The 17,837-nt window shown below is 58.4% G+C and carries 31 protein-coding genes; 30 read left to right on the top strand and 1 reads right to left on the bottom strand.

Annotated features, from left to right (window positions below; all coding sequences use genetic code 11):
- Positions 1-122 precede the first annotated feature (122 nt).
- The 5 genes from JOE69_RS14430 (at position 123) to JOE69_RS14410 (ending at position 4,134) form a co-directional block, all read left to right on the top strand.
- The gene (locus JOE69_RS14430; protein ID WP_309799836.1) at positions 123-380 is read left to right on the top strand and encodes a hypothetical protein; all 258 of its coding nucleotides are present in this window, start codon (positions 123-125) and stop codon (positions 378-380) included.
- A gap of 485 nt (positions 381-865) precedes the next feature.
- On the top strand, positions 866-1,828 hold the full coding sequence (locus JOE69_RS14425; RefSeq protein WP_309799834.1) for a phage replication protein O: 963 nt from the start codon (positions 866-868) through the stop codon (positions 1,826-1,828).
- Entirely contained in the window at positions 1,825-3,096 is a 1,272-nt protein-coding gene (locus tag JOE69_RS14420) for a replicative DNA helicase (RefSeq protein ID WP_309799832.1), read from the top strand. The genes JOE69_RS14425 and JOE69_RS14420 overlap by 4 nt, the downstream gene beginning before the upstream one ends.
- A gap of 21 nt (positions 3,097-3,117) precedes the next feature.
- Entirely contained in the window at positions 3,118-3,543 is a 426-nt protein-coding gene (locus JOE69_RS14415) for a single-stranded DNA-binding protein (RefSeq protein WP_309799831.1), read from the top strand.
- Positions 3,544-3,780: 237 nt separating this feature from the next.
- Entirely contained in the window at positions 3,781-4,134 is a 354-nt protein-coding gene (locus tag JOE69_RS14410) for a hypothetical protein (RefSeq protein ID WP_309799828.1), read from the top strand.
- A 2-nt stretch (positions 4,135-4,136) separates the two neighbouring features.
- On the opposite strand, the gene JOE69_RS14405 is transcribed toward JOE69_RS14410, so the two are convergent.
- Positions 4,137-4,313 (bottom strand): hypothetical protein, encoded by a 177-nt coding sequence (locus JOE69_RS14405; RefSeq protein WP_309799826.1) that lies wholly within the window; start codon positions 4,311-4,313, stop codon positions 4,137-4,139.
- Positions 4,314-4,414: 101 nt separating this feature from the next.
- Between JOE69_RS14405 and JOE69_RS14400 the strand changes: the two genes are divergently transcribed.
- From JOE69_RS14400 to JOE69_RS14285, 25 genes are all read left to right on the top strand, one after another.
- The gene (locus tag JOE69_RS14400; protein WP_309796805.1) at positions 4,415-4,633 is read left to right on the top strand and encodes a hypothetical protein; all 219 of its coding nucleotides are present in this window, start codon (positions 4,415-4,417) and stop codon (positions 4,631-4,633) included.
- A 172-nt stretch (positions 4,634-4,805) separates the two neighbouring features.
- Complete coding sequence (locus tag JOE69_RS14395; protein ID WP_309799824.1) at positions 4,806-5,228, top strand: hypothetical protein; 423 nt, start codon at positions 4,806-4,808, stop codon at positions 5,226-5,228.
- Positions 5,225-5,494, top strand: a complete 270-nt coding sequence (locus JOE69_RS14390; protein WP_309799822.1) for a hypothetical protein — start codon at positions 5,225-5,227, stop codon at positions 5,492-5,494. The genes JOE69_RS14395 and JOE69_RS14390 overlap by 4 nt, the downstream gene beginning before the upstream one ends.
- Positions 5,491-5,637, top strand: coding sequence for a hypothetical protein (locus tag JOE69_RS14385; protein ID WP_309799820.1), 147 nt, complete (start codon positions 5,491-5,493; stop codon positions 5,635-5,637). The genes JOE69_RS14390 and JOE69_RS14385 overlap by 4 nt, the downstream gene beginning before the upstream one ends.
- A gap of 115 nt (positions 5,638-5,752) precedes the next feature.
- Positions 5,753-6,031, top strand: coding sequence for a hypothetical protein (locus JOE69_RS14380; RefSeq protein ID WP_309799818.1), 279 nt, complete (start codon positions 5,753-5,755; stop codon positions 6,029-6,031).
- Positions 6,028-6,558: a hypothetical protein gene (locus tag JOE69_RS14375; protein WP_309799815.1), complete on the top strand. Its 531-nt coding sequence runs from the start codon at positions 6,028-6,030 to the stop codon at positions 6,556-6,558. Before JOE69_RS14380 ends, JOE69_RS14375 begins: the two co-directional genes overlap by 4 nt.
- Positions 6,555-6,866: a hypothetical protein gene (locus tag JOE69_RS14370; protein ID WP_309799813.1), complete on the top strand. Its 312-nt coding sequence runs from the start codon at positions 6,555-6,557 to the stop codon at positions 6,864-6,866. The genes JOE69_RS14375 and JOE69_RS14370 overlap by 4 nt, the downstream gene beginning before the upstream one ends.
- A gap of 488 nt (positions 6,867-7,354) precedes the next feature.
- The gene (locus JOE69_RS14365; RefSeq protein ID WP_309799811.1) at positions 7,355-7,612 is read left to right on the top strand and encodes a hypothetical protein; all 258 of its coding nucleotides are present in this window, start codon (positions 7,355-7,357) and stop codon (positions 7,610-7,612) included.
- Between the two features lie 726 nt (positions 7,613-8,338).
- Positions 8,339-8,494 carry a hypothetical protein gene (locus JOE69_RS14360; protein WP_309799809.1) on the top strand — a complete coding sequence of 52 codons (156 nt, stop codon included), beginning with the start codon at positions 8,339-8,341 and terminating at the stop codon, positions 8,492-8,494.
- Positions 8,491-8,718 (top strand): hypothetical protein, encoded by a 228-nt coding sequence (locus tag JOE69_RS14355; protein ID WP_309799807.1) that lies wholly within the window; start codon positions 8,491-8,493, stop codon positions 8,716-8,718. Before JOE69_RS14360 ends, JOE69_RS14355 begins: the two co-directional genes overlap by 4 nt.
- A gap of 145 nt (positions 8,719-8,863) precedes the next feature.
- Positions 8,864-9,058 carry a hypothetical protein gene (locus tag JOE69_RS14350; RefSeq protein WP_309796811.1) on the top strand — a complete coding sequence of 65 codons (195 nt, stop codon included), beginning with the start codon at positions 8,864-8,866 and terminating at the stop codon, positions 9,056-9,058.
- 160 nt (positions 9,059-9,218) lie between these two features.
- Positions 9,219-9,593, top strand: a complete 375-nt coding sequence (locus tag JOE69_RS14345) for a hypothetical protein (protein WP_309796813.1) — start codon at positions 9,219-9,221, stop codon at positions 9,591-9,593.
- The gene (locus JOE69_RS14340) at positions 9,590-9,874 is read left to right on the top strand and encodes a hypothetical protein (RefSeq protein ID WP_309796815.1); all 285 of its coding nucleotides are present in this window, start codon (positions 9,590-9,592) and stop codon (positions 9,872-9,874) included. Before JOE69_RS14345 ends, JOE69_RS14340 begins: the two co-directional genes overlap by 4 nt.
- Positions 9,871-10,173 carry a hypothetical protein gene (locus JOE69_RS14335; protein WP_309799805.1) on the top strand — a complete coding sequence of 101 codons (303 nt, stop codon included), beginning with the start codon at positions 9,871-9,873 and terminating at the stop codon, positions 10,171-10,173. The genes JOE69_RS14340 and JOE69_RS14335 overlap by 4 nt, the downstream gene beginning before the upstream one ends.
- On the top strand, positions 10,170-10,577 hold the full coding sequence (locus JOE69_RS14330; RefSeq protein ID WP_309799802.1) for a 5-formyltetrahydrofolate cyclo-ligase family protein: 408 nt from the start codon (positions 10,170-10,172) through the stop codon (positions 10,575-10,577). Before JOE69_RS14335 ends, JOE69_RS14330 begins: the two co-directional genes overlap by 4 nt.
- Positions 10,578-10,656: 79 nt before the next feature.
- Positions 10,657-10,875 (top strand): hypothetical protein, encoded by a 219-nt coding sequence (locus JOE69_RS14325; protein ID WP_309799800.1) that lies wholly within the window; start codon positions 10,657-10,659, stop codon positions 10,873-10,875.
- 396 nt (positions 10,876-11,271) lie between these two features.
- Positions 11,272-11,844, top strand: a complete 573-nt coding sequence (locus tag JOE69_RS14320; RefSeq protein ID WP_309799797.1) for a hypothetical protein — start codon at positions 11,272-11,274, stop codon at positions 11,842-11,844.
- Positions 11,844-12,068 carry a hypothetical protein gene (locus tag JOE69_RS14315; RefSeq protein WP_309799795.1) on the top strand — a complete coding sequence of 75 codons (225 nt, stop codon included), beginning with the start codon at positions 11,844-11,846 and terminating at the stop codon, positions 12,066-12,068. The genes JOE69_RS14320 and JOE69_RS14315 overlap by 1 nt, the downstream gene beginning before the upstream one ends.
- Positions 12,069-12,156: 88 nt before the next feature.
- Positions 12,157-12,534 (top strand): hypothetical protein, encoded by a 378-nt coding sequence (locus tag JOE69_RS14310; protein WP_309799793.1) that lies wholly within the window; start codon positions 12,157-12,159, stop codon positions 12,532-12,534.
- A gap of 22 nt (positions 12,535-12,556) precedes the next feature.
- Entirely contained in the window at positions 12,557-13,123 is a 567-nt protein-coding gene (locus tag JOE69_RS14305; RefSeq protein ID WP_309799791.1) for a DUF7341 domain-containing protein, read from the top strand.
- Positions 13,124-13,377: 254 nt separating this feature from the next.
- On the top strand, positions 13,378-13,521 hold the full coding sequence (locus tag JOE69_RS14300; protein ID WP_309799789.1) for a hypothetical protein: 144 nt from the start codon (positions 13,378-13,380) through the stop codon (positions 13,519-13,521).
- Position 13,522: 1 nt separating this feature from the next.
- Positions 13,523-13,756: a hypothetical protein gene (locus tag JOE69_RS14295; protein WP_309799787.1), complete on the top strand. Its 234-nt coding sequence runs from the start codon at positions 13,523-13,525 to the stop codon at positions 13,754-13,756.
- Positions 13,757-14,312: 556 nt separating this feature from the next.
- The gene (locus JOE69_RS17900; protein ID WP_445344328.1) at positions 14,313-14,774 is read left to right on the top strand and encodes a phage terminase small subunit; all 462 of its coding nucleotides are present in this window, start codon (positions 14,313-14,315) and stop codon (positions 14,772-14,774) included.
- Positions 14,775-14,777: 3 nt separating this feature from the next.
- Complete coding sequence (locus JOE69_RS14290) at positions 14,778-16,454, top strand: terminase large subunit domain-containing protein (protein WP_309799785.1); 1,677 nt, start codon at positions 14,778-14,780, stop codon at positions 16,452-16,454.
- A gap of 8 nt (positions 16,455-16,462) precedes the next feature.
- Positions 16,463-17,836, top strand: coding sequence for a phage portal protein (locus tag JOE69_RS14285; protein WP_309799783.1), 1,374 nt, complete (start codon positions 16,463-16,465; stop codon positions 17,834-17,836).
- Position 17,837 lies beyond the last annotated feature (1 nt).

Genomic DNA, 17,837 nt, shown 5'->3' with positions numbered 1-17,837 from the left:
AAAACTACAGCTTGACAGCAGTATTCCATTCTCTGATAATCAGAAGGTCAAAGTTAAAGAGTTGGCGGGGCCACCCTACCGCCAAGTAAGTAATGGCCCCGCCTGCAACACACGGAGGTGTCATGCCCAAGCATACCCGACTGTCGCGTCACGGTCACGGGCTGAATCCGCTCCGCCTGACCGGTAGCGACCTCGGAAAGCAAATCACAGCTACCGGTTTCATCGGCACCGAAGGTGACAACCCGGCGAACATCCCCTGGGGCTCAATTACCGGGACTTTAGACCGATACACATTCGCGGAATCTTCTAAAAACTACGGCACGATCTTGTACCTTGTCGTCTCCAGCGTTCCTGTGACGCTCATTCGAGTCGAACCCTAGCCACCCCACACTTTCAAGGGCTTTCGCAGCAATGAAGCGGAAACCCTCCCATCAACGCACCCTTTGGGAGGAAGCGATGATCACGATACCCGCGAAGCGGCCGCAGCGAATGTGCGAGTGCCGTAGCAAGAACTACCCCTGTAATCGCAGGCAGGGACACGGAGGCCGGCATGCATTCATCTGGTATGGGCTCGGCGGTCGCGTGCGGGCCGTGTGGGGTGATGTTAGGGAGAAACTACCTCTCCGTATTGACTGATACCTCGATAAGGCTGTTCAGAGAATCGTCCTCGGACTGGAAAATAACATCTCCGTCTTCGACAACTCCGGCCCGACTTACGGCCTCCATGAAGCGTCGTAGCTCACCAAATGTTGTGTGTCCGGGCTGTAGCTGGATGCTCATTTGAATAAAAGACATAGCCCCTCAATTCCATATCCATTTCGATGTGGACCCAGAATCAGCCAGTGAACATGGCGGAAAGGCTCCCGTGAGTTGGTTCAAAGTGGATGACAAGTTTGCCTTCCATCCCAAGGCTATCGCAGCTGGCAACGCTGCACTGGGTTTGTGGGTGCGCGCCGGGTCCTGGGCGATGGGGAATCTCACTGACGGGTTCATGCCAAAGTCGATGCTCGGGGCACTCGGGGCACAGAAGCGGGATGCCCTGAAACTGATCGAATCGGGGTTGTGGATAACCGCGAAAATCGTCGAATCTCCACACACCACCCACACACGGGGCACACACGGGGCACATGAGTTCGAGGTAATTTCGGGCCTCGAATGGGGAGATTGCGACGGGGTCTTCTTCAAGGATTGGCCGGACTGGAACGACACGAAAGCCCATGTTTACGCGGAAAGGAAGGCCAATCGAGAGCGTGTTGCCCGGCATCGGGAGAAGCAAGGTAATGGTGTTACAAACGCGTTAGTAACGCGTAGCGTACGGACACCCAACCCAACCCATATAGAAGTATCTAAAGATACTTCGTCGGCGATCGAGGATTTGCTGGCCTCCAGGCCGGAGATCCGGAAGCTCCTGGACTTGCTCGATGAGCGAGTCCAGGCAAATGGTTTCAAACCTCCGACGAGGAACTTGAAGAACACCGATGCTGCTCGGTTCCTTCTGGACCGGGACGGTTACACCGTCGAGCAGGTGGCATGGTTGATCAACTGGGCAACGGACAACGAGTTTTGGCGGGCGAACATCCGGTCCATGTCGAAGCTGCGTGAAAAGTTCGAGCAGCTCAAAGCCCAGGCAACGAGGGACCAGCCCCGCCGGGAAGCGAAAGACGCTTTCGATCCTGATGCGATTCTTGGCCGGGACTTGTGGCAGCTCCCAACCCCGCCAGAGGACCTTCGCGATGAGGACTATCTGGGCTGGGCTCAGGAGCAACGTGCTGCGCATCTGGCTGAGCGCGAATCCGAAGCCAGGAAACGCTTCGGGGTGGCTTCATGAGCCCCCGTCACGATCTGGAGGCAGAAAAGCTGCTGCTGGGTGCTTGCATCAGTGATCAGCGAATCGTCCGCGACCTGACGGTCACGGCAGAGGACTTCTACTCCCCGATCCATCAGGAGATTTGGCAGATGATCACCGACATGGATCGGGCCAATGAACCAATCGACCCGGTGACGCTGGGACAGCGGATCTTCACCGCGGGTGTTCGTGGGCTCAAACCGGACTACGCCTCGCATCTGCACGGTCTGGTATTCACTACGGCGGCGGCTGCGAGACATGCGCAAATTGTCGTTGGTCTCGCCAGGTTGCGACGGGTTGCCGAGGTTGGGGCCAGGCTTGAGCAGATCTCCGCAAACGCTGACGTTGAATCAGTTGGCGCCGCCTTGGAGGACGCCCGTTCCAGTCTGGATGCCTCGCTGGCCAGGGAAGCCACCGGTGGCGGAGCAAGTTTTCACGAAGCTTTGCTGGAGGCCATGGACGAATGGGGTAAGGAAATCACCCCTGGTGTCCCGACTGGGTGGGCTGATCTGGATGATGCGTTCAACGGTGGTTGGAAGCCCGGCCAGTTGACCATTGTTGGCGCACGGCCAGCGGTAGGTAAGACAGTCATTGCCGGGTGTGCTGCTGTGGCCGCCGCCCAACATGGTGTTGGCTATTTCAGTCTGGAAATGTCCAGGACGGAAGCTGTGGGACGTATGGCGGCGGCGGCCCGGCGTATCGAGCTTGGACGGTTTGGCCGGCACGAATTGACGGACAGTGATTGGGCACGCCTCGCGGAACTTGCGGCAGCGTCTCAGGAGTGGAAACTCATGGTTGACAACCGTTCCCGGTTATCAATGGCGCAGGTGCGATCCACTGTTCGTTCCTGGTCGCGCAAGTTCCATCCCCGGCTAGTCATCATCGACTATTTGCAGATCCTCCGACCCGCTGATGAGCGCAACGACACCCGGGAACGTCAGGTGAACCGTCTGGCGGAAGACTGCAAACTCTTGGCCCGAGAGTTCGATGTCCACGTGCTGGCTTTAGCCCAGGTCGGACGCGGTTCAACAATGCGCACCGATAAGCGTCCGACCATGTCTGACCTGCGCGAATCAGGAGGTATTGAAGCCCATGCAGACAACATCATCTTGCTCCACAGGGCCGACGACCGGCCAGGCGAGATCGAATTCAACATCGAAAAAAACAGGCACGGAAAAACTGCCATCCTGCCGATGGCATGGGCACCTTACTACGGACAAGTACGGGACCTTCACAGGGAAAAAGCTTGATCAAAATGGAAGGAACGAAACATGGCTGATGTGAAAGTGGAGGGCTGGCTCTCAGCAGACCCAACCCTGAAATACACCCAATCCGGGATGGCCATCCTGGAACTGTCACTCCCCGAGAATCATCGCAAAAAGCAAGGCAACGAGTGGGTCAACGACGGGACCACGTGGTGGAAAGTGAAAGCTTTCGGGCTGGAGGCTGAGCATTGGGGAAACGCCGGGTTGCTCAAAGGCGCCCGGGTCCAGGTCGCCGGCCGGTCAAAGACCGAAACCTGGACCGACCGTGACGGTCAAGACCGCCAAACACTTGTCATTCTTGACCCGGCCATTCGGATTATCCCAGCAAAGGAACAAGCCCAACCGTCGCCACGAGCACAAGACGCATGGGCGCAACCGACCCAACAGCAGAACTGGGGAGGTGCCCCTAGTGAGACAGAAGCACCCTTCTGAGAGCCTCGAACCCCTCGACTGGGACCAAACACCGTCCCAGTTTCTGGGCCGCAGCGGGGCACCTAGCGCTGATTCTCGGATGCAGGTTTGGAAAGGTACTGACGGTCGCTGGCGGATCAATTGGGAGAACGAAAAGCATCCCTGCTACGCCGACTACGCCACACAGTACGAGGCTTTCCTTGCTGCTTTAGAAATCGTAGACGAAGACCGGGAGATCGCTCGTGGGGAGGTGGAGGCATGCAGCTGACCCTGAGCATCCCCCAGGCTGATGAGTGGCTGAATTCGAACGACCGCCGCCACCACATGGCCAGGTATCGGATCGGTGAATCATGGAAGACCATGGCCAAAGTCCAGGCGATCAAGGCGAATCTTCCCAGGCTGCAACGTGCCCACATTTCTGCAACCGTGCACCGGGCCAGGGCGAACCGCTCCGACGCCTTGAACTTCTCCCCCACCATCAAGCCGATCATTGACGGGCTCATCCTTTACGGGCTGCTACCTGACGATGACGACAAGCACCTAACCGTGGATGTCCGCGGCGGCGCACCTGGCATCCCTCGCGTGGAATTGGTGATCGAACACCTTGCATAGATTTACGGCTTCGATCGCTTGGCGGCCCGGAGTAGGGCTCCCCTAGCCCATTCACTGAACTCCTTTTTGGGGGCACCGGATTCGATGTCCCGCTTCTCTTCGGCGGTGACACGAATCTGTATTCGCTCGTCGCGCTTCACATCAGCGAACGGCCTGCCTCTCGGGCGTTTTTCATCCATGGGCACCACTTTACTGTACTCACGATAAATTATTGACTTTGATATTTTTTGTGAGTACATTAAATACCAAGAGACGCACACCAGACCCCGGAAGGAACACCATGAACACCACACCAACGATCGTCAACGTCAGTGCTTTGACCGAGCGGATCGCGGAAGTCCGCACCAGCCGCGACACCGCAGCCTGGAAATCAGCACAAGCCCTCCTCCGGTCCGACACGTCCGAAGCGCTGGACTGGGCCGAAATGGCAGCCGAAGACGACCGAGAAATGACCGCGCTCCAAGCCGAGCTGCGCACCCTGAGGCAGGCCCAAGCATGAGCAATTTTTGTCATTGCGGCCTGCGGAAGGGCGGACCGAAAGACGATCACGAACACGCCGGTTCAACTCGATGCCGTGAACACCGCAAGCGCGTAGACAACGGAGCCAGCCCCTTGCCCGGCGTCCAAAACATCACTTGGGTTGACTGCCCCGGACATTTGGAGGATGCAGCATGAACACTCACCGCACGATCAAAGCCACCGACATCCGTGTAGGCGACACCATCCAGTGGACAACCCTCGTGTGCGGAATCAGCGCGAAATGGAAAATGACGGTTTCAAGGATCGCCGCCGGGACTGTCGGGAACATTGAATTCTTCAAGGTATACAACCAACAGGGCGGCATCCGGCACTTTGACGCCGACGACGAGTTCTACCTGGTGGATCGCCCGGCCCCGAAGCTCCCCACCAAACCCGGAAGCCTCGTGTACGTCGAAGAATTCGAGGGCGAGGAGATTGAACCGCCGATCCTCGCATTCCTTGACGTAAACGGTTACTGGAATGGCGAAAGGCGCTTCCCTGGAGGCCGCGGATGCGCACTCCAGCCCGAGATCACGAAGTGGTCCCCGGCTACGGTCACCAAGGCCACACCATGAGCCGGGGCCAGCTTGCACGCACCCCAAACAACTTCCCCCGCATGAAGTACCGGGCCTACGCCCGCCGCCACATCAAGGGAACAACCGTTTACGTGCACATGGGGCCAAATCTGTCCGACCTTCGAATGATCCGAACAACCCGGGTCGCAGAATTTTGGAACCCGATGCGCAATTTCGTCGGGCTCGGAGAATCCTGCACTAACGCCAGCCACTACTTCGCCGCGCTCGCAGCAGCCTTTCAAGGCCAGACGAAGGATCAACGATGAGCGGCCGCCACCAACACCGACCCCGGGCCCGCATCAAAGCCGATCACGCGCTCGCGGCCGTCATGGTCTTGTACTTGCTCGCCGGGATCTGGGGCATGTGGTGGCTGCTGTCAACGATCCTGCGATCTTCGGGGCGGGGGTGATCGACATGCAAGTGGAAATCGTGACCGGGCCGGTAAGGCTCGGCGAACCAGTTCCGCCTTTCAAGCGCTGCACGGCGTGTAGCGGGCCAATCAACGAGCAGACAGGAGAATGCAAATGTTCAGGCTGACCAAGACTTTGAGCGGGGCCGAGTTGCTGGCGGTCCGGGAAGATTTGCTGGAGGACTTCCGGGAATGCGTCGAGGTCGGACTCGACTATGCGGCCGACCTTGCCGTGTCGCGGGCCTCGACCGTGCTCCGGTTCATCGAATGCCCAGGAATCCTCCAGCCGCCGATCCCGGCACAGGCGATCGCATGGCCGCTCGGCTCCGAGACGGTCGAGTTCCTCGAATCAGTGAAGAACGCCGGTCAAGAGGACTTCGGACTGAAGGCATGAGTAAGTATGCCCAGAACACCAGCGTGGATTCCGCCACGTTGCGTGCTGAGATCGAGCGAACGCTCGCCCGCTACGGTGCGTCGAGCTTCATGTACGGATGGGAGGCGGAGCGCGCCGCCATCGGCTTCACGGCCGCCGGTAAGCAGGTTCGATTCGTCTTGCCCATGCCCGATCGTGAGGCACGCGAATTCACGCACACGCCAGCCAAGGGCTTGCGTCGCGACGCTACCGGCATTGCGGTCGAGTATGAACGCGCTGTCCGCCAACGCTGGCGGGCACTGGCCCTGGTAGTCAAGGCGAAGCTCGAAGCCGTAGAGGCCGGGATCGTCACCTTCGAAGAGGAATTCTTCGCCCACCTCGTGCTGCCCGGAGGTAAAACCGTCTTCCAGGAAGCGGCCCCCGCTGTCGAGATGGCGATCGAGCAGGGCGTGCTCAGACCGCTTTTGTCGCTCCCCCGTTCCGCAGATTTTGAGCGTCAGGTTGATCCTGACGCTGAAATCTCAGGAAGATCGGAGCCAGTGCGATGAGCCGCGACACGGTCGAAACGGCCCCGTACATCGCTTTTGCCAAACGCATTCTTCGGGCTGCAGGCAAACGCGTCGGCGACGGTGACGACTTCGACCTCGGCGAACTCATCGCGCTTCGGACCGACCTGGAGGACGCGATCGCGGCAGCCGTCGCCGGGATACGAGCACAAGGCCAATCATGGGCGTACATCGGCAGCGGCCTCGGCATCAGCCGCCAGAGCGCGCACGAACGCTACGGCAGCATCAGCAACGAGGGAAACGGCACCTCGCTAGACCACAAATCGACTGGACTGGAGCGTGAGCGATGAGCATTCACCACGATGTAACCATCCACTGCGATACCTGCGGGCTATGGGAGCACGGAGACTCAAGGACGACGCGCCAGCGACGGAATGCAGGCTGGTCAATCTGGCCGGATGATCGCGGCAAGTGGTGCCACAAGTGCCCGACTTGCAACACCCAATCGACAGAACAGGATCTGCTATGAGCAGGGAAATCACCACAAGGTACTACTGCGACGCTGAGGGATGTGTAGCGTCGATGCAGCCAGTCAGGGGCGACCATTTCGGCTGGACGCTCGCCAGCGAGGCAGTGGACTTTTGCCCGAACCACAAACCGACTGAACCGGAGCTAAAGGCATGACCCTGAAAATGACCTCCCACTGCTGGTATGTCTGCGATGCGCCCGGTTGCTCAGCATCCACCGACGCGGACGCCAAAGACTTCACCGATTGGTCAATTATCGACTTTGCGGGCGACCACTGCCCGGACCACCAACCAACAGAACAGGAACGCCCGTGAGCTTCACATTTTCAATGAGAGCGATCCCGAAAGACCCTAGCGGCTACTACTACCCACGATGGGATAAGGCTCAGAAGCTGACCGTAAAAGCTGATACCAAGCAAGAAGCCATCAATAAGGCCGACAGGATGCTTGGCCCGAACGCTCGCCGCTGGCCGTGGTCATTCATCGTGGATCAGATAGCTGAGAGCCCAGAAGCTGACAACAAACCGACAGAACCGGAGCTAGGGCATGATCAAGTTCACGGTGAGTAGGGATAATCGCGTCCTTGTCGACGGCGAGGTGGTCGGCCACGTCTATGGCGAGCCGAGGCGGTGGGCTTATTACGCCCTGTATCCAACGACGTCTAAGCAGGATTTCCTCAACGGATGGTTGCATGCGAAGCGCGACGCAGCCAAAGAATGCGTTATCGCATTCGAGCGGTGGCGAGCCACCCAATCGACAGAACCGGAGCTTTGATCATGGGTAGAATATCCGCGCACCAATTCAGTGAGGGCGGTGGAATGGTCACCGGTACTCGCAACGTGGACCTTGCTCGGGATTGGATGCGTAAAGAAATCGAAGGAGATTCATGCTGCGACCTGGGATGCCAGTGCCGCTGGTGCACATTCTATGACCGTAAGCCGACTGTAGAGGCTGGCCGCATCATACCAGTACCCGCCTCACGTGAGGACGGACCAGGCTGGTATTGGCAACCAGTGCACGAGTCGAAGATCGGCACGCGCGGAGTCACGCACGCCGTCGTCTGGTACTAATGCACACCAACCAACCGCACGATCTGGGGTGTGAGTAATGAATATTATCCCCAGCACTTCCCCAGATGGGTGTAGGCATCGAAAGACTCTTGGGATGCATATCGCCGAATGCGGCTTTCAAGCAGGGCATTTCGGGGCGTGCGCAGGATTCCTAGGCGAGCTGGATACCTATGTATGCATTTGCTGGTGCCACAAACCGCACGGACTGGAGCCTGAGGAGACCAAATGAGTGACGAGACCAAGCCTGGCGTGTGGATCGTCGGCGAATACAGCAACGAAGTGCTAGCCGTCTACCAGGACGAGCTACAAGCCCGCCGGCACGCAATGGAGAACGGCCAGAACGTGTACTTCTGGAAATTCGCAGACGAGGAATACCAATGAGCACTGATCTCACCCACGAAGTCGCCGAAGCACTCTACGCAGCGGAGCCGATCAAACGCGGCGACACCAAAGACCACGACCAACCGGCGACTGAGTCGGAGCTACCGACCTGCCCAGCCTGCGTAAGCAATGAAGTGCATTGGGCCGATCGGGAAAACCCTGATCCCGGGTGCTTCGAACCATTCGAACCAATCACCCACCAATCGAGTGAACCGGAGCTTTGACCATGGAGAGTAAGGAATGTTACCTGTGCCATCGCATCGGGTATCGGGGATTCGTAGGCTACGGCGATTGGGCTTGGTGCTGCTATCGAGATGACTTATGCCGCAAGCGAGCGGCGTCCAGATCGCACGAACAGGAGCCGGGACGATGAGCCGGGAGCACATTTTCATCGCCAGCCGGTGCATCTACTGCAACGCCGACTTCCTATGGCTGAACCTCCCGGATGTCTGCGATGCCCGCAATGACGACGAAGCACCGTTCACCTGGTCGACCAAGACTGGTGACCCATTCGCGGGGCGCGAAGTCACCACAGATCAAACGACAGAACCGGAGCCTGGCTAATGGGCATTGTCTTCCCGAACCGGGCCGGTAGCTTTACTGGGCGCTGCGACACCTGCGAATTCATTGTGGCCGAGACAGCATCTAAAAAAGCTATGGATCTAGTCCAAGCCCACGAAATCAAAGACTACCAAACGCACGAACCGGAGCCGAAGGAAAACCAATGACGGTCAAAATCGAGATCGACCACGAAGACCGGGCCTACCGGGCCGAAGTGATGACCATCGACCGGACGACCTTGGGGTTTGAAGACCACGGCATAATGACCGCCTACCTGCACTGTTCAGCCGGTTCGATCGGATGCACCCTGGGCGGCTACTTCATCCGCAATCGCTTCGGAGCCGACTTCCTGGGAACGATCCTGGAAACCCTCAAGGCTCACACCTGGGAAGAACTCAAGGGCAAACGCATCTATGTCCTTTTCGACGGGGAATCGCCATGGGGAAGCCAATCAATTGGTCTAGCAAACATTGATACGGGCGACGTGCTGATATTCGCTGATTTTTGGGAGAAAGCCAAAGCGGAGGAGAACCCATGAGTACCGAGACCAAGGCCGATTACCTGAACCTCTGGTGGGACGTGACCGGCGGCGACTGGCCCATCCCTGATGACATTCCGGCTGAGTTCGCGTGCCGCGTCCTTGAACTCGAAGGCAAGAAGCCAGCCCGCGTGGACCCGAAGCCCGGCGTGTGGATCGTCGGCAGCTACGACGAAGAAGTGAAAGCCGTCTACCAGGACGAGCTACAAGCCCGCCGGCACGCAATGGAGAACGGCCAGAACGTGTACTTCTGGAAATTCGCGGACGAGGAAAACCAATGAGCACGAGCCTGACACAGCAAGTAGCCGAAGCCCTCTACAACCTAGAGCCGCTCGTCACTGGGTACGGAGACCGGGAGCGGAAACTCACCTGGACGGAAACGCAGTACGAGGGGTACAGCGGGAAATACCTGCGTCGGGCTGAGGCGGTTCTCCCGGTCATCCTCGACGCCGCCAAAGACGTAATCCGCGAAGAGCAGCTACACGATGCCACGGACCGGGCGGACCGGGCGGACCAGGCTTACAACCTCGGCGTGCACGAAGCCGCCGGAGCCATCGACAAGCTAAGGACAACCCGATGACTGACTACAAGCTTCCCGTGCTCCGGCGTCTGAGTGCTGACGAGGTGGTGCCCGGCATGACCATCGCCGGGAAGGTCGGTGACCTCATCGTGATTGGAAAAGCTGACCACTGTCTCGGTACTGGTATCTGGTACACCGAGGACGGCTTTCTACTCGGGTACGGCAAAGGCCACTACGACTTGCTAGCGGAGGCACCGCCCATTACACTCCCGCAAGAAATGGGCGCGGTCATCCGGTACTTCAACGGCGAGTTCACCGAGATCGCTCACCGGGTTACCACGCTCTCCAGGGCCTGGCGTGTAGACGGATTCGAGGAATCCTTTTCTGACGAGGATATCCTTGCCCGCCTGCCCTCCGAGAGCTACGAAATCGCCACATGGACGAAACCCGGCGACCAGAAATGAGCGAACAGGAATTGGAGCCGGATACGCTTTCGGAGACGCATCAAAACTACCATCCGCAGCCAAAGAAGGAGACAGCTCTATGACCAGCGAGGACAACCTGGATCGGCAAATGCTCGCCGGAGACCTCCAGGAAATTGCACAACGGCTGACATCCGCGGCGAACAGGATCAAAGGCATGGTCAAGCAACTGGAAAACGGTGCAGACCCATCCTTCATCGCCCAAGGAGCGCTTGGCGAAGTCATCAACATTGCTCCCAGCGCCGGGCTAACCCGACTCATCAAAAACCAGAACGACTAAGCAGGGAGGCGGGGCAATGAACACGCTGACCCCGGAAGGGTGGCAGACGCCAGATTACATGACCGAAGAAAAGGCATGCGCCTTGCTGGGTACCAGGATGGTCAGTCGCCTCGTCCTAATCGGATGCCTGAAAAGGGTGAGCACACTCGAAGGGCCAGCCGTGACCTTGACAGAGAAAGGGCGGGCAGCGCTATGACTTCGCAGCTCCACGTCTCCAAGCGAGCCAAAAGTTCCCTACGGCACTAGCAAGGGTGAAGAGCATCGCCAGAGCAGTCAGCCAGTTCCCGAACGCCAAGGAAACAACACCGATAACGATCGACCCGACAATCACGATAGGCCAGAAAATCTTCTGCCAAGTAGCCATACCCGTAATCCTACCCAGAGAAAAGAAACCCAATGACGACCGAGCGGCTACCGTTCCCGATTCGCAGCGACCTTCTGGGCGACACCAGCGAACGTTGTCCCGGCTGCGGCCGCTACCAGCGCAGCGAATGTCCACCAATTCGGCTCGCTAGCAAAAAGCCCAAGAACGGCAACCGCCAGAGCGATTGCGGCAATACCGAAAAGGGTTGCGGGCTTGCCGAAGAATTCAAACATACGCAAAGGATACCCGAGATGACCGCTACCGAGCCGTTGGCCCAGTACCAAGCCCTAGCCGACCAAGCCACTAGTGGGCCGTGGTCATTCCTGCCCTTAGTGAATGGGATGCCTGCCCGGACGGTAAAAGCCCGGCCAGGATTCGGGACACCCACGGTCGCCTCGGTGCAAGCCGAGCCAGACGGGGCATTCATCACCGCGTCACGGTCACTTGGCCCAGCAATGGCTGCCGCACTCCAAGAAATTCTCTCGCTCAACGAACCCATCTGCACGAGCTTTACCGAGGTTGACCCCGTAGAGGCTTTCGCCAAGGGCTATAGCCGGGCGCTCCAAGACATCCATTACCTAGTCTTTGACCACCTGGAGGGCTAATGAGCACCGGGCAAGCCCAGAAGCGCCTCTTGAGAAGTGACGCACGCAAAAGGCAAGTTCAGCTCGAAAGCCTGTCTCGCCGCGAAGTGATCCTTGATGAAAACGGCCATGCCTGGCAATCCGACGGATACGGACTCTGGTACCGCGCTTACGACGGAGACGGAATCTCATCCTACGAACTGGCCCAACTGTCAGGCCCATCCAAAGTACTGGAGGGCAAATGAGCGAGACTGACCCGCTACGGGATGTACTCCAAGAACAAGCAGACCTAACTCCCATTGTGAAACCAAAATGGCACTACGATGTTCAGGCATGAAGCAAAAACGCGTTTCCGAGAAAAGACAACAAGCTGCGCGCGAAGTTGCCAAATGGCGCGCCTACGTTTTAGAAACCATGCAAAAAGATTGGGAACAACTCCGTGCAGAACTCGCATCTGCACCCCAGCCTGCCCCAGATCATATGATCGCGCGGGCCCGCGAACTACAAGGCAGAATCCTCGGGACTTACAGCCCCACCAAAGACCGACCCAAGGACCTGCCAGCTGACCAAGCGGAAACACGTCAAGCAATCCTGAACGAGTTGCAACCCTATCTCACCCCTACGCAAGCCCCGACTGTCGGCGCGATCAGCCGCGGCATTAGGAGGCTTGGCGGCTCACCTAAAGAACCCAGAAAGAAACGATTCTTCTGACCCAGCCCGACCAAGGAGACCCATGGACCTCAGCCAAGCTGTGCACGAACTCACCCGTCCACACAAAACCACCATCACCCGTGACAGCGGCGCCCGTGAATATGTCAGCGAGGATTCACTTTTGGACCAGCTCCGCGGTGAAATCTCCTCATCCGGCAACCGGTCCGGCGTCGGCGCGAATCGTTACAAAGTCCCTCTCGCACTCGACGTCTTGGACCTTTACCAGTCGATCGCCCGGACAGCCCAAGACCTCAAAGCGGCTGAAGCTCCACACGCCAAGACCACCGGAACCATCGAATCAATCATCCAAGCATGGGCAGCGGCCACCACCCGCAACGAAGCAGCGGAACGCATCGTCTCGAAATGGTGCGAACAGATACACGCACTAATCAACCCGCCCAAGAAAATCGAAATCAACGCACCATGCCCACAATGCGGCAACCGGCACACCATGAACGAGGCTGGTGACATCAACCTCGCCCTCGTCGCAACCAACGGCGTTGTCCGCTGTTCAGCCTGCCTCACCGAATGGACCGGCGCCCAGCTCTGGAACCTCCGCGACGCCATCAGCTACAGCCACGCAAGTTGACGACACGAACAAAATTACGTGCTTGTAATTCACTGATCGAACACTTAAACTAGAAGTACCTAGAATAGCTATCGAAAAATCCAGGCCGCTCCCCACAGAGCGGCCTTTGTTGTACCCGCGTCGCGTCGGTCAACGCGGCAAGTCCTACACCCTGGATACCTCCTACGTTCAGGGCGTGGAAGGCCCGGCTACCGCATCAGGCAAACCGGCAGCACAACCAGCTGCACACACTTCCTCCGAGAGCAGGCGCAAACATGGCCACGGTCAAAGACCTCACCTTCGACCTCGTTGCGCGTCGCGAAGGCAGCGACATCAATCTCGGAGCGCTGACCTTCGAGATTCAGGCAGTCCCGGGAGACTCACCGGGCGAGATTCTTCTCACTACCCAGAAGGACTGAAATGTCAGATACCACCAAATCCGCATTGGATGATGCGATCGCTGCACATTTGGATGACGAGAACGAAGGCATCCTCATGACTGGGTACGTCCTTCACGTCTCCGGCATCCGCCCCGACGCCCCAAACACGACCCACACCGTCTACACCGACGAGTACATGACCGGACAAAGCTTCCACATCAGCCTGGGCCTAGCGCACGCGCTCCTCGGATGCCTCACCATCCAAGACGAGTAACACCAAGAGGGCTCGAAACAGACGCAAGGAGCCACCCACCATGCCCAACTGGTCCGGCTCCACCCGCAAAGCCACACTCCCGCCAGACTGGCAGCAACGCCGACAAGCAGTCTTCAAACGCGACGGATACCAATGCACGCACATCCGCCACGACACCGGCCAACGCTGCACACAACCAGCCACAGACTGCGACCACACCGGAGACAGACAAGACCACCGACTCCAATCACTCACCTCACTGTGTAGCTACCATCACCAAGGCAAGTCCTCCAGCCAAGGCGGCAAAGCAAACAAACCCATCAAAGAAACACGCCCACAAGAACAACACCCCGGACTCAACGCATAACCATTCAACAAATGCATGAATATACACACCCGGGCCACCACCTCCCCCGCCACCCACGAACGGAATCCCGCAAGCGTTCTGCCGTTCGCTGTGCGTACGGGTCTGGAGGCATTGAAATGACTTCAGCCGGCGGTTCAACTTGCATAACTATTCACGCGTCCCTCCAGTCATTGGTTGGGCGGCCGTCCGTCACGGATCGAGGTACAGAACATGGCTGGTGCTGGTCCTGCCCCGTCTGAGAATCCTGCGCGCAGGAACAAGGCACCTGAGCGTACGAAGCTCAAAGCAGATGGGGCCCTTCGAGGTTTCGCACTCCCCTCTGGTGTGCTGGGTACTGATAAGGATGGTGAGGAGTGGGCTTGGCATCCGATGACGGTGCAGTGGTGGGACGGTTGGCGTAAGTCTCCGCAGTCTACGAGGATGCTTTCCGAACCGGATTGGCATTTCCTACTCGATACAGCGTTGATGCATCACACGATGTGGTCTGCCGGCAGGTGGGAGTACGCTTCCGAGATTCGTTTGCGGGTCGCAAAGTTTGGTGCCACCCCGGAGGACAGGCTGCGGTTGCGTCAGGAAATTGATGTCCCAAATCCTGAGGTTGGTTCTGCGCCGGGCTCCGCGGGCGCGTCGGTTTCGAGCCTGGAAGCTCGGCGTAAACGGATTTCGGGGTAGGCCATGACGCGTCAGCTTTTGCGGCCGCCGGATGCTGACAGGGAACGTTCACTGGGTTGGCTGGCGTTGTGGTGGATTGAGACGCTTGTCGTTCACGGTCCTGGCGATGTTCAGGGCGAACCGGTGCGCCACGGCGACGAATATTCGGGCTTCATTGTTGATAGCTATGCACTCGACCCGAAAGGGCGCCGGCTAGTCGATTCTGCGTTCTTTTCGCGCCCGAAGGGTTGCAACAAGTCCGGGTTGGCTGCCGAGCTAGCCCTTTTCGAGGCTTTGGGCCCTTGCAGGTTTTCCGGTTGGGCTCAGGGCGGTGAAACGTTCGAATATTTGGGCCATGTTTACACTTATGCGCCAGGTGAGCCGATGGGCCGGGCGGTCAAGACCCCGTTCGTTCGCATCATGGCGACTGAGGAAACGCAGACCGGCAACGTCTACGACACGATTTACTTCAACCTGGATTCTGGCCCGCTGTCAGAGTTGAAAGCTTACGGTTTGGATGCCGGACTGACTCGCATCCTGTTGCCTTTCGGCGGCGAGATCACCCCGTCGACGGCTGGTTCGGCTTCGAAGGACGGCGGCAAGGAAACGTTCGTCGTTTTCGATGAGTCTCACTTGTACGCGACGAAGATGCTTCGCCAAATGTATAAGACGGTCACCAGGAATTTGGTCAAGCGCAAACGGATCGCCGAGACATGGTTCATCGAGACCACGACAATGTATTTGCCTGGTGAAGAGTCCGTAGCGGAAGAGACGTTCAAGTACGCGCAGGCAGTCAACGAAGGCAAAGCACGTGGCCGTATGCGCATGGTTTACGATCACCGCTGGTCTGACCTGAAAGATCTCTCCAACTTGAAAAATTTGGAAGAGGCAGTCAACGACGCCTACGGCGAAGCCATGGACTGGAACGACTTGCAGGGCGTTATTGATGACATTTTCGACCCGCGTCGGACGCCTGAAGAGTCTCGTCGCTACTTTTTGAATGCGCTGACTGAGGCGCACAACGCCTGGGTTACCCCTGCCGAAATGGCTTCTGTTACTGATGGGATGCCTGGCGAGGGCATATCCACTGTGTCTGAGGGCGAAATGATCACCCTCGGCTTTGACGGTTCAATCAACGACGATGCGACTGCCCTTGTCGGTTGCCGCGTCTCTGACGGGTATCTGTTCGAGGTCCGTATCGAGGAGATACCTGACGGCCCCGAATCGGACAGTTGGGCGGTTGACACCGTGGCTTTCGACGCCGCTGTTTCTGACATGTTCGCCCGGTACAACGTGGTCGGGTTCTTTGCCGACCCGCCGCACTGGCAAGACTACATCGACGCCTGGGAGAAAGAGTTTGGTGACCAGCTACGGGTGAAGTCCAACAACGCGCAGGCTTCGATGATCCGGTGGTGGACGAAAAACGACAGCCCGATGGCACTGGCCTTGCAACGACTCAACCAGCACATTCGCATGGGCACCGTGAAAATGTCCGCAAACCCTCAACTGGTCCGCCATTTCGTCAATGCCCGCCGCTGGGGTCGCCGCGGCGGCATCGTGATCGGCAAAGAAGGCAAGCATTCACCCAAGAAGATGGACGCCGCCATGGCCGCGGCCCTGGCCTTCGAGGCTCGCGCCCAGTTTCTGAAACTCAAAGAGCCCGAACAACCCGATACTTTCGTACCGATCCGCGTTCGTTAGGAGGCATTTTGCTTGACCTGACAACCGTGACCGGCAGTGATGATTGGTGGCTGATGCGCCTTGCCGCGAACCTGGGCAACGGGTTCGGCCGTTTGGGCAAACTAGCTTCCTACCGTGACGGTTCAGTTGCTGTGCCGGACGGCGCCTCCATGCAGATGCGCGAAGCTTACATCCGGTTCGTTTCGATGGCCCGACTGAACTTCGCTGAACCGATTTGTGAGGCGGTAACCTCCCGGCAGCAACCGACCGGTTTCCGGACCGGCGCCCCAGATGACGAACTCGGCGACAACGTGGCCATGGGCGTTTGGCGGAACTCGCAAATGGAAATCCTCGCCGACGACGTTTTCGATGAAGTGTCCACGTTTGGCCGATCCTATGCGCTCACCTCCAAGGACGGTTTTAGGCCGCTTTCGGCATGGAACACGCTCACCGAAGCCTCAGCTGCGAATGAGCTTGTGCCTGGCGTCGGGATCACTGTCGGATTCGACCCGGTGCAACAGCACGACATCATCATCCTGTACAGGGACGGCTACTCCCGTCGGGCCGTGCGTGCCGCCACCGTTACGTCCATCCCGAACAACGGCACCACCTGGTACCCGGGGCGGTCTTGGGAATGGATCGAAGACCCACAACCGATCCCAAACTTGGGTGAGGGCATCCCGATCGTGCCATTTACGGCACGCAAGGGCATCGGGCAGTTCGAACGCCACACCGACGCGTTGGACCGGATCAACCACACAGTGTTGCAGCGACTGACGATCACCGCGATGCAAGCCTTCCGGCAACGAGCCCTCAGCGGCAACCTGCCCCGCGAATATCCGCCCGGGCACCCGCTCGCCGGGCAGCCTGTGAACTATGACGAGATGTTCTCCGCCGGCCCGGCAGCCCTCTGGTTGCTGCCACCGGATTCGAAGGTTTGGGAATCCTCCACCACAGATGTCACACCGATTCTTACCGCAGTGGAGAAAGATCTGAAGCATATCGCTTCAGTGACCAGTACCCCGCTCTATATTTTGTCGCCGGATGCTTCCACGGGTTCCGCCGAAGGCGCCTCACTGGCAAGGGAAGCACTCAATGCCAAAGTGACGAAGCTGAATCGTCGTATGAGCGCATCCTTCGAACGCATGATGGGCCTCCATTTCCGGATGAATGGCGACAGCGTGCGGGCTGACATTTCGCAGATCGAAACCATCTGGGAGGCCCCAGGAAAGGCCTCGATCAGTGAACAGTCTTTGGCCGCCTCTCAGGCCAAAGGCTCGATGTCACGAAAAATGATCCAGGAACGGATCTACAACCTGACCCCGGCCGAAATGCAACGCGACGCCCAGTACACATTGGAGGAAGCCCTCCTCGCCACGACCGAGGTGAACCAGGATGGTTAGC

The sequence above is a fragment of the Arthrobacter russicus genome (genome assembly GCF_031454135.1).
Classification (GTDB): domain Bacteria; phylum Actinomycetota; class Actinomycetes; order Actinomycetales; family Micrococcaceae; genus Renibacterium; species Renibacterium russicum.
The sequence above is the reverse complement of the archived record's forward strand: the minus strand, read 5'-3'. Positions and strand labels throughout refer to the sequence as shown.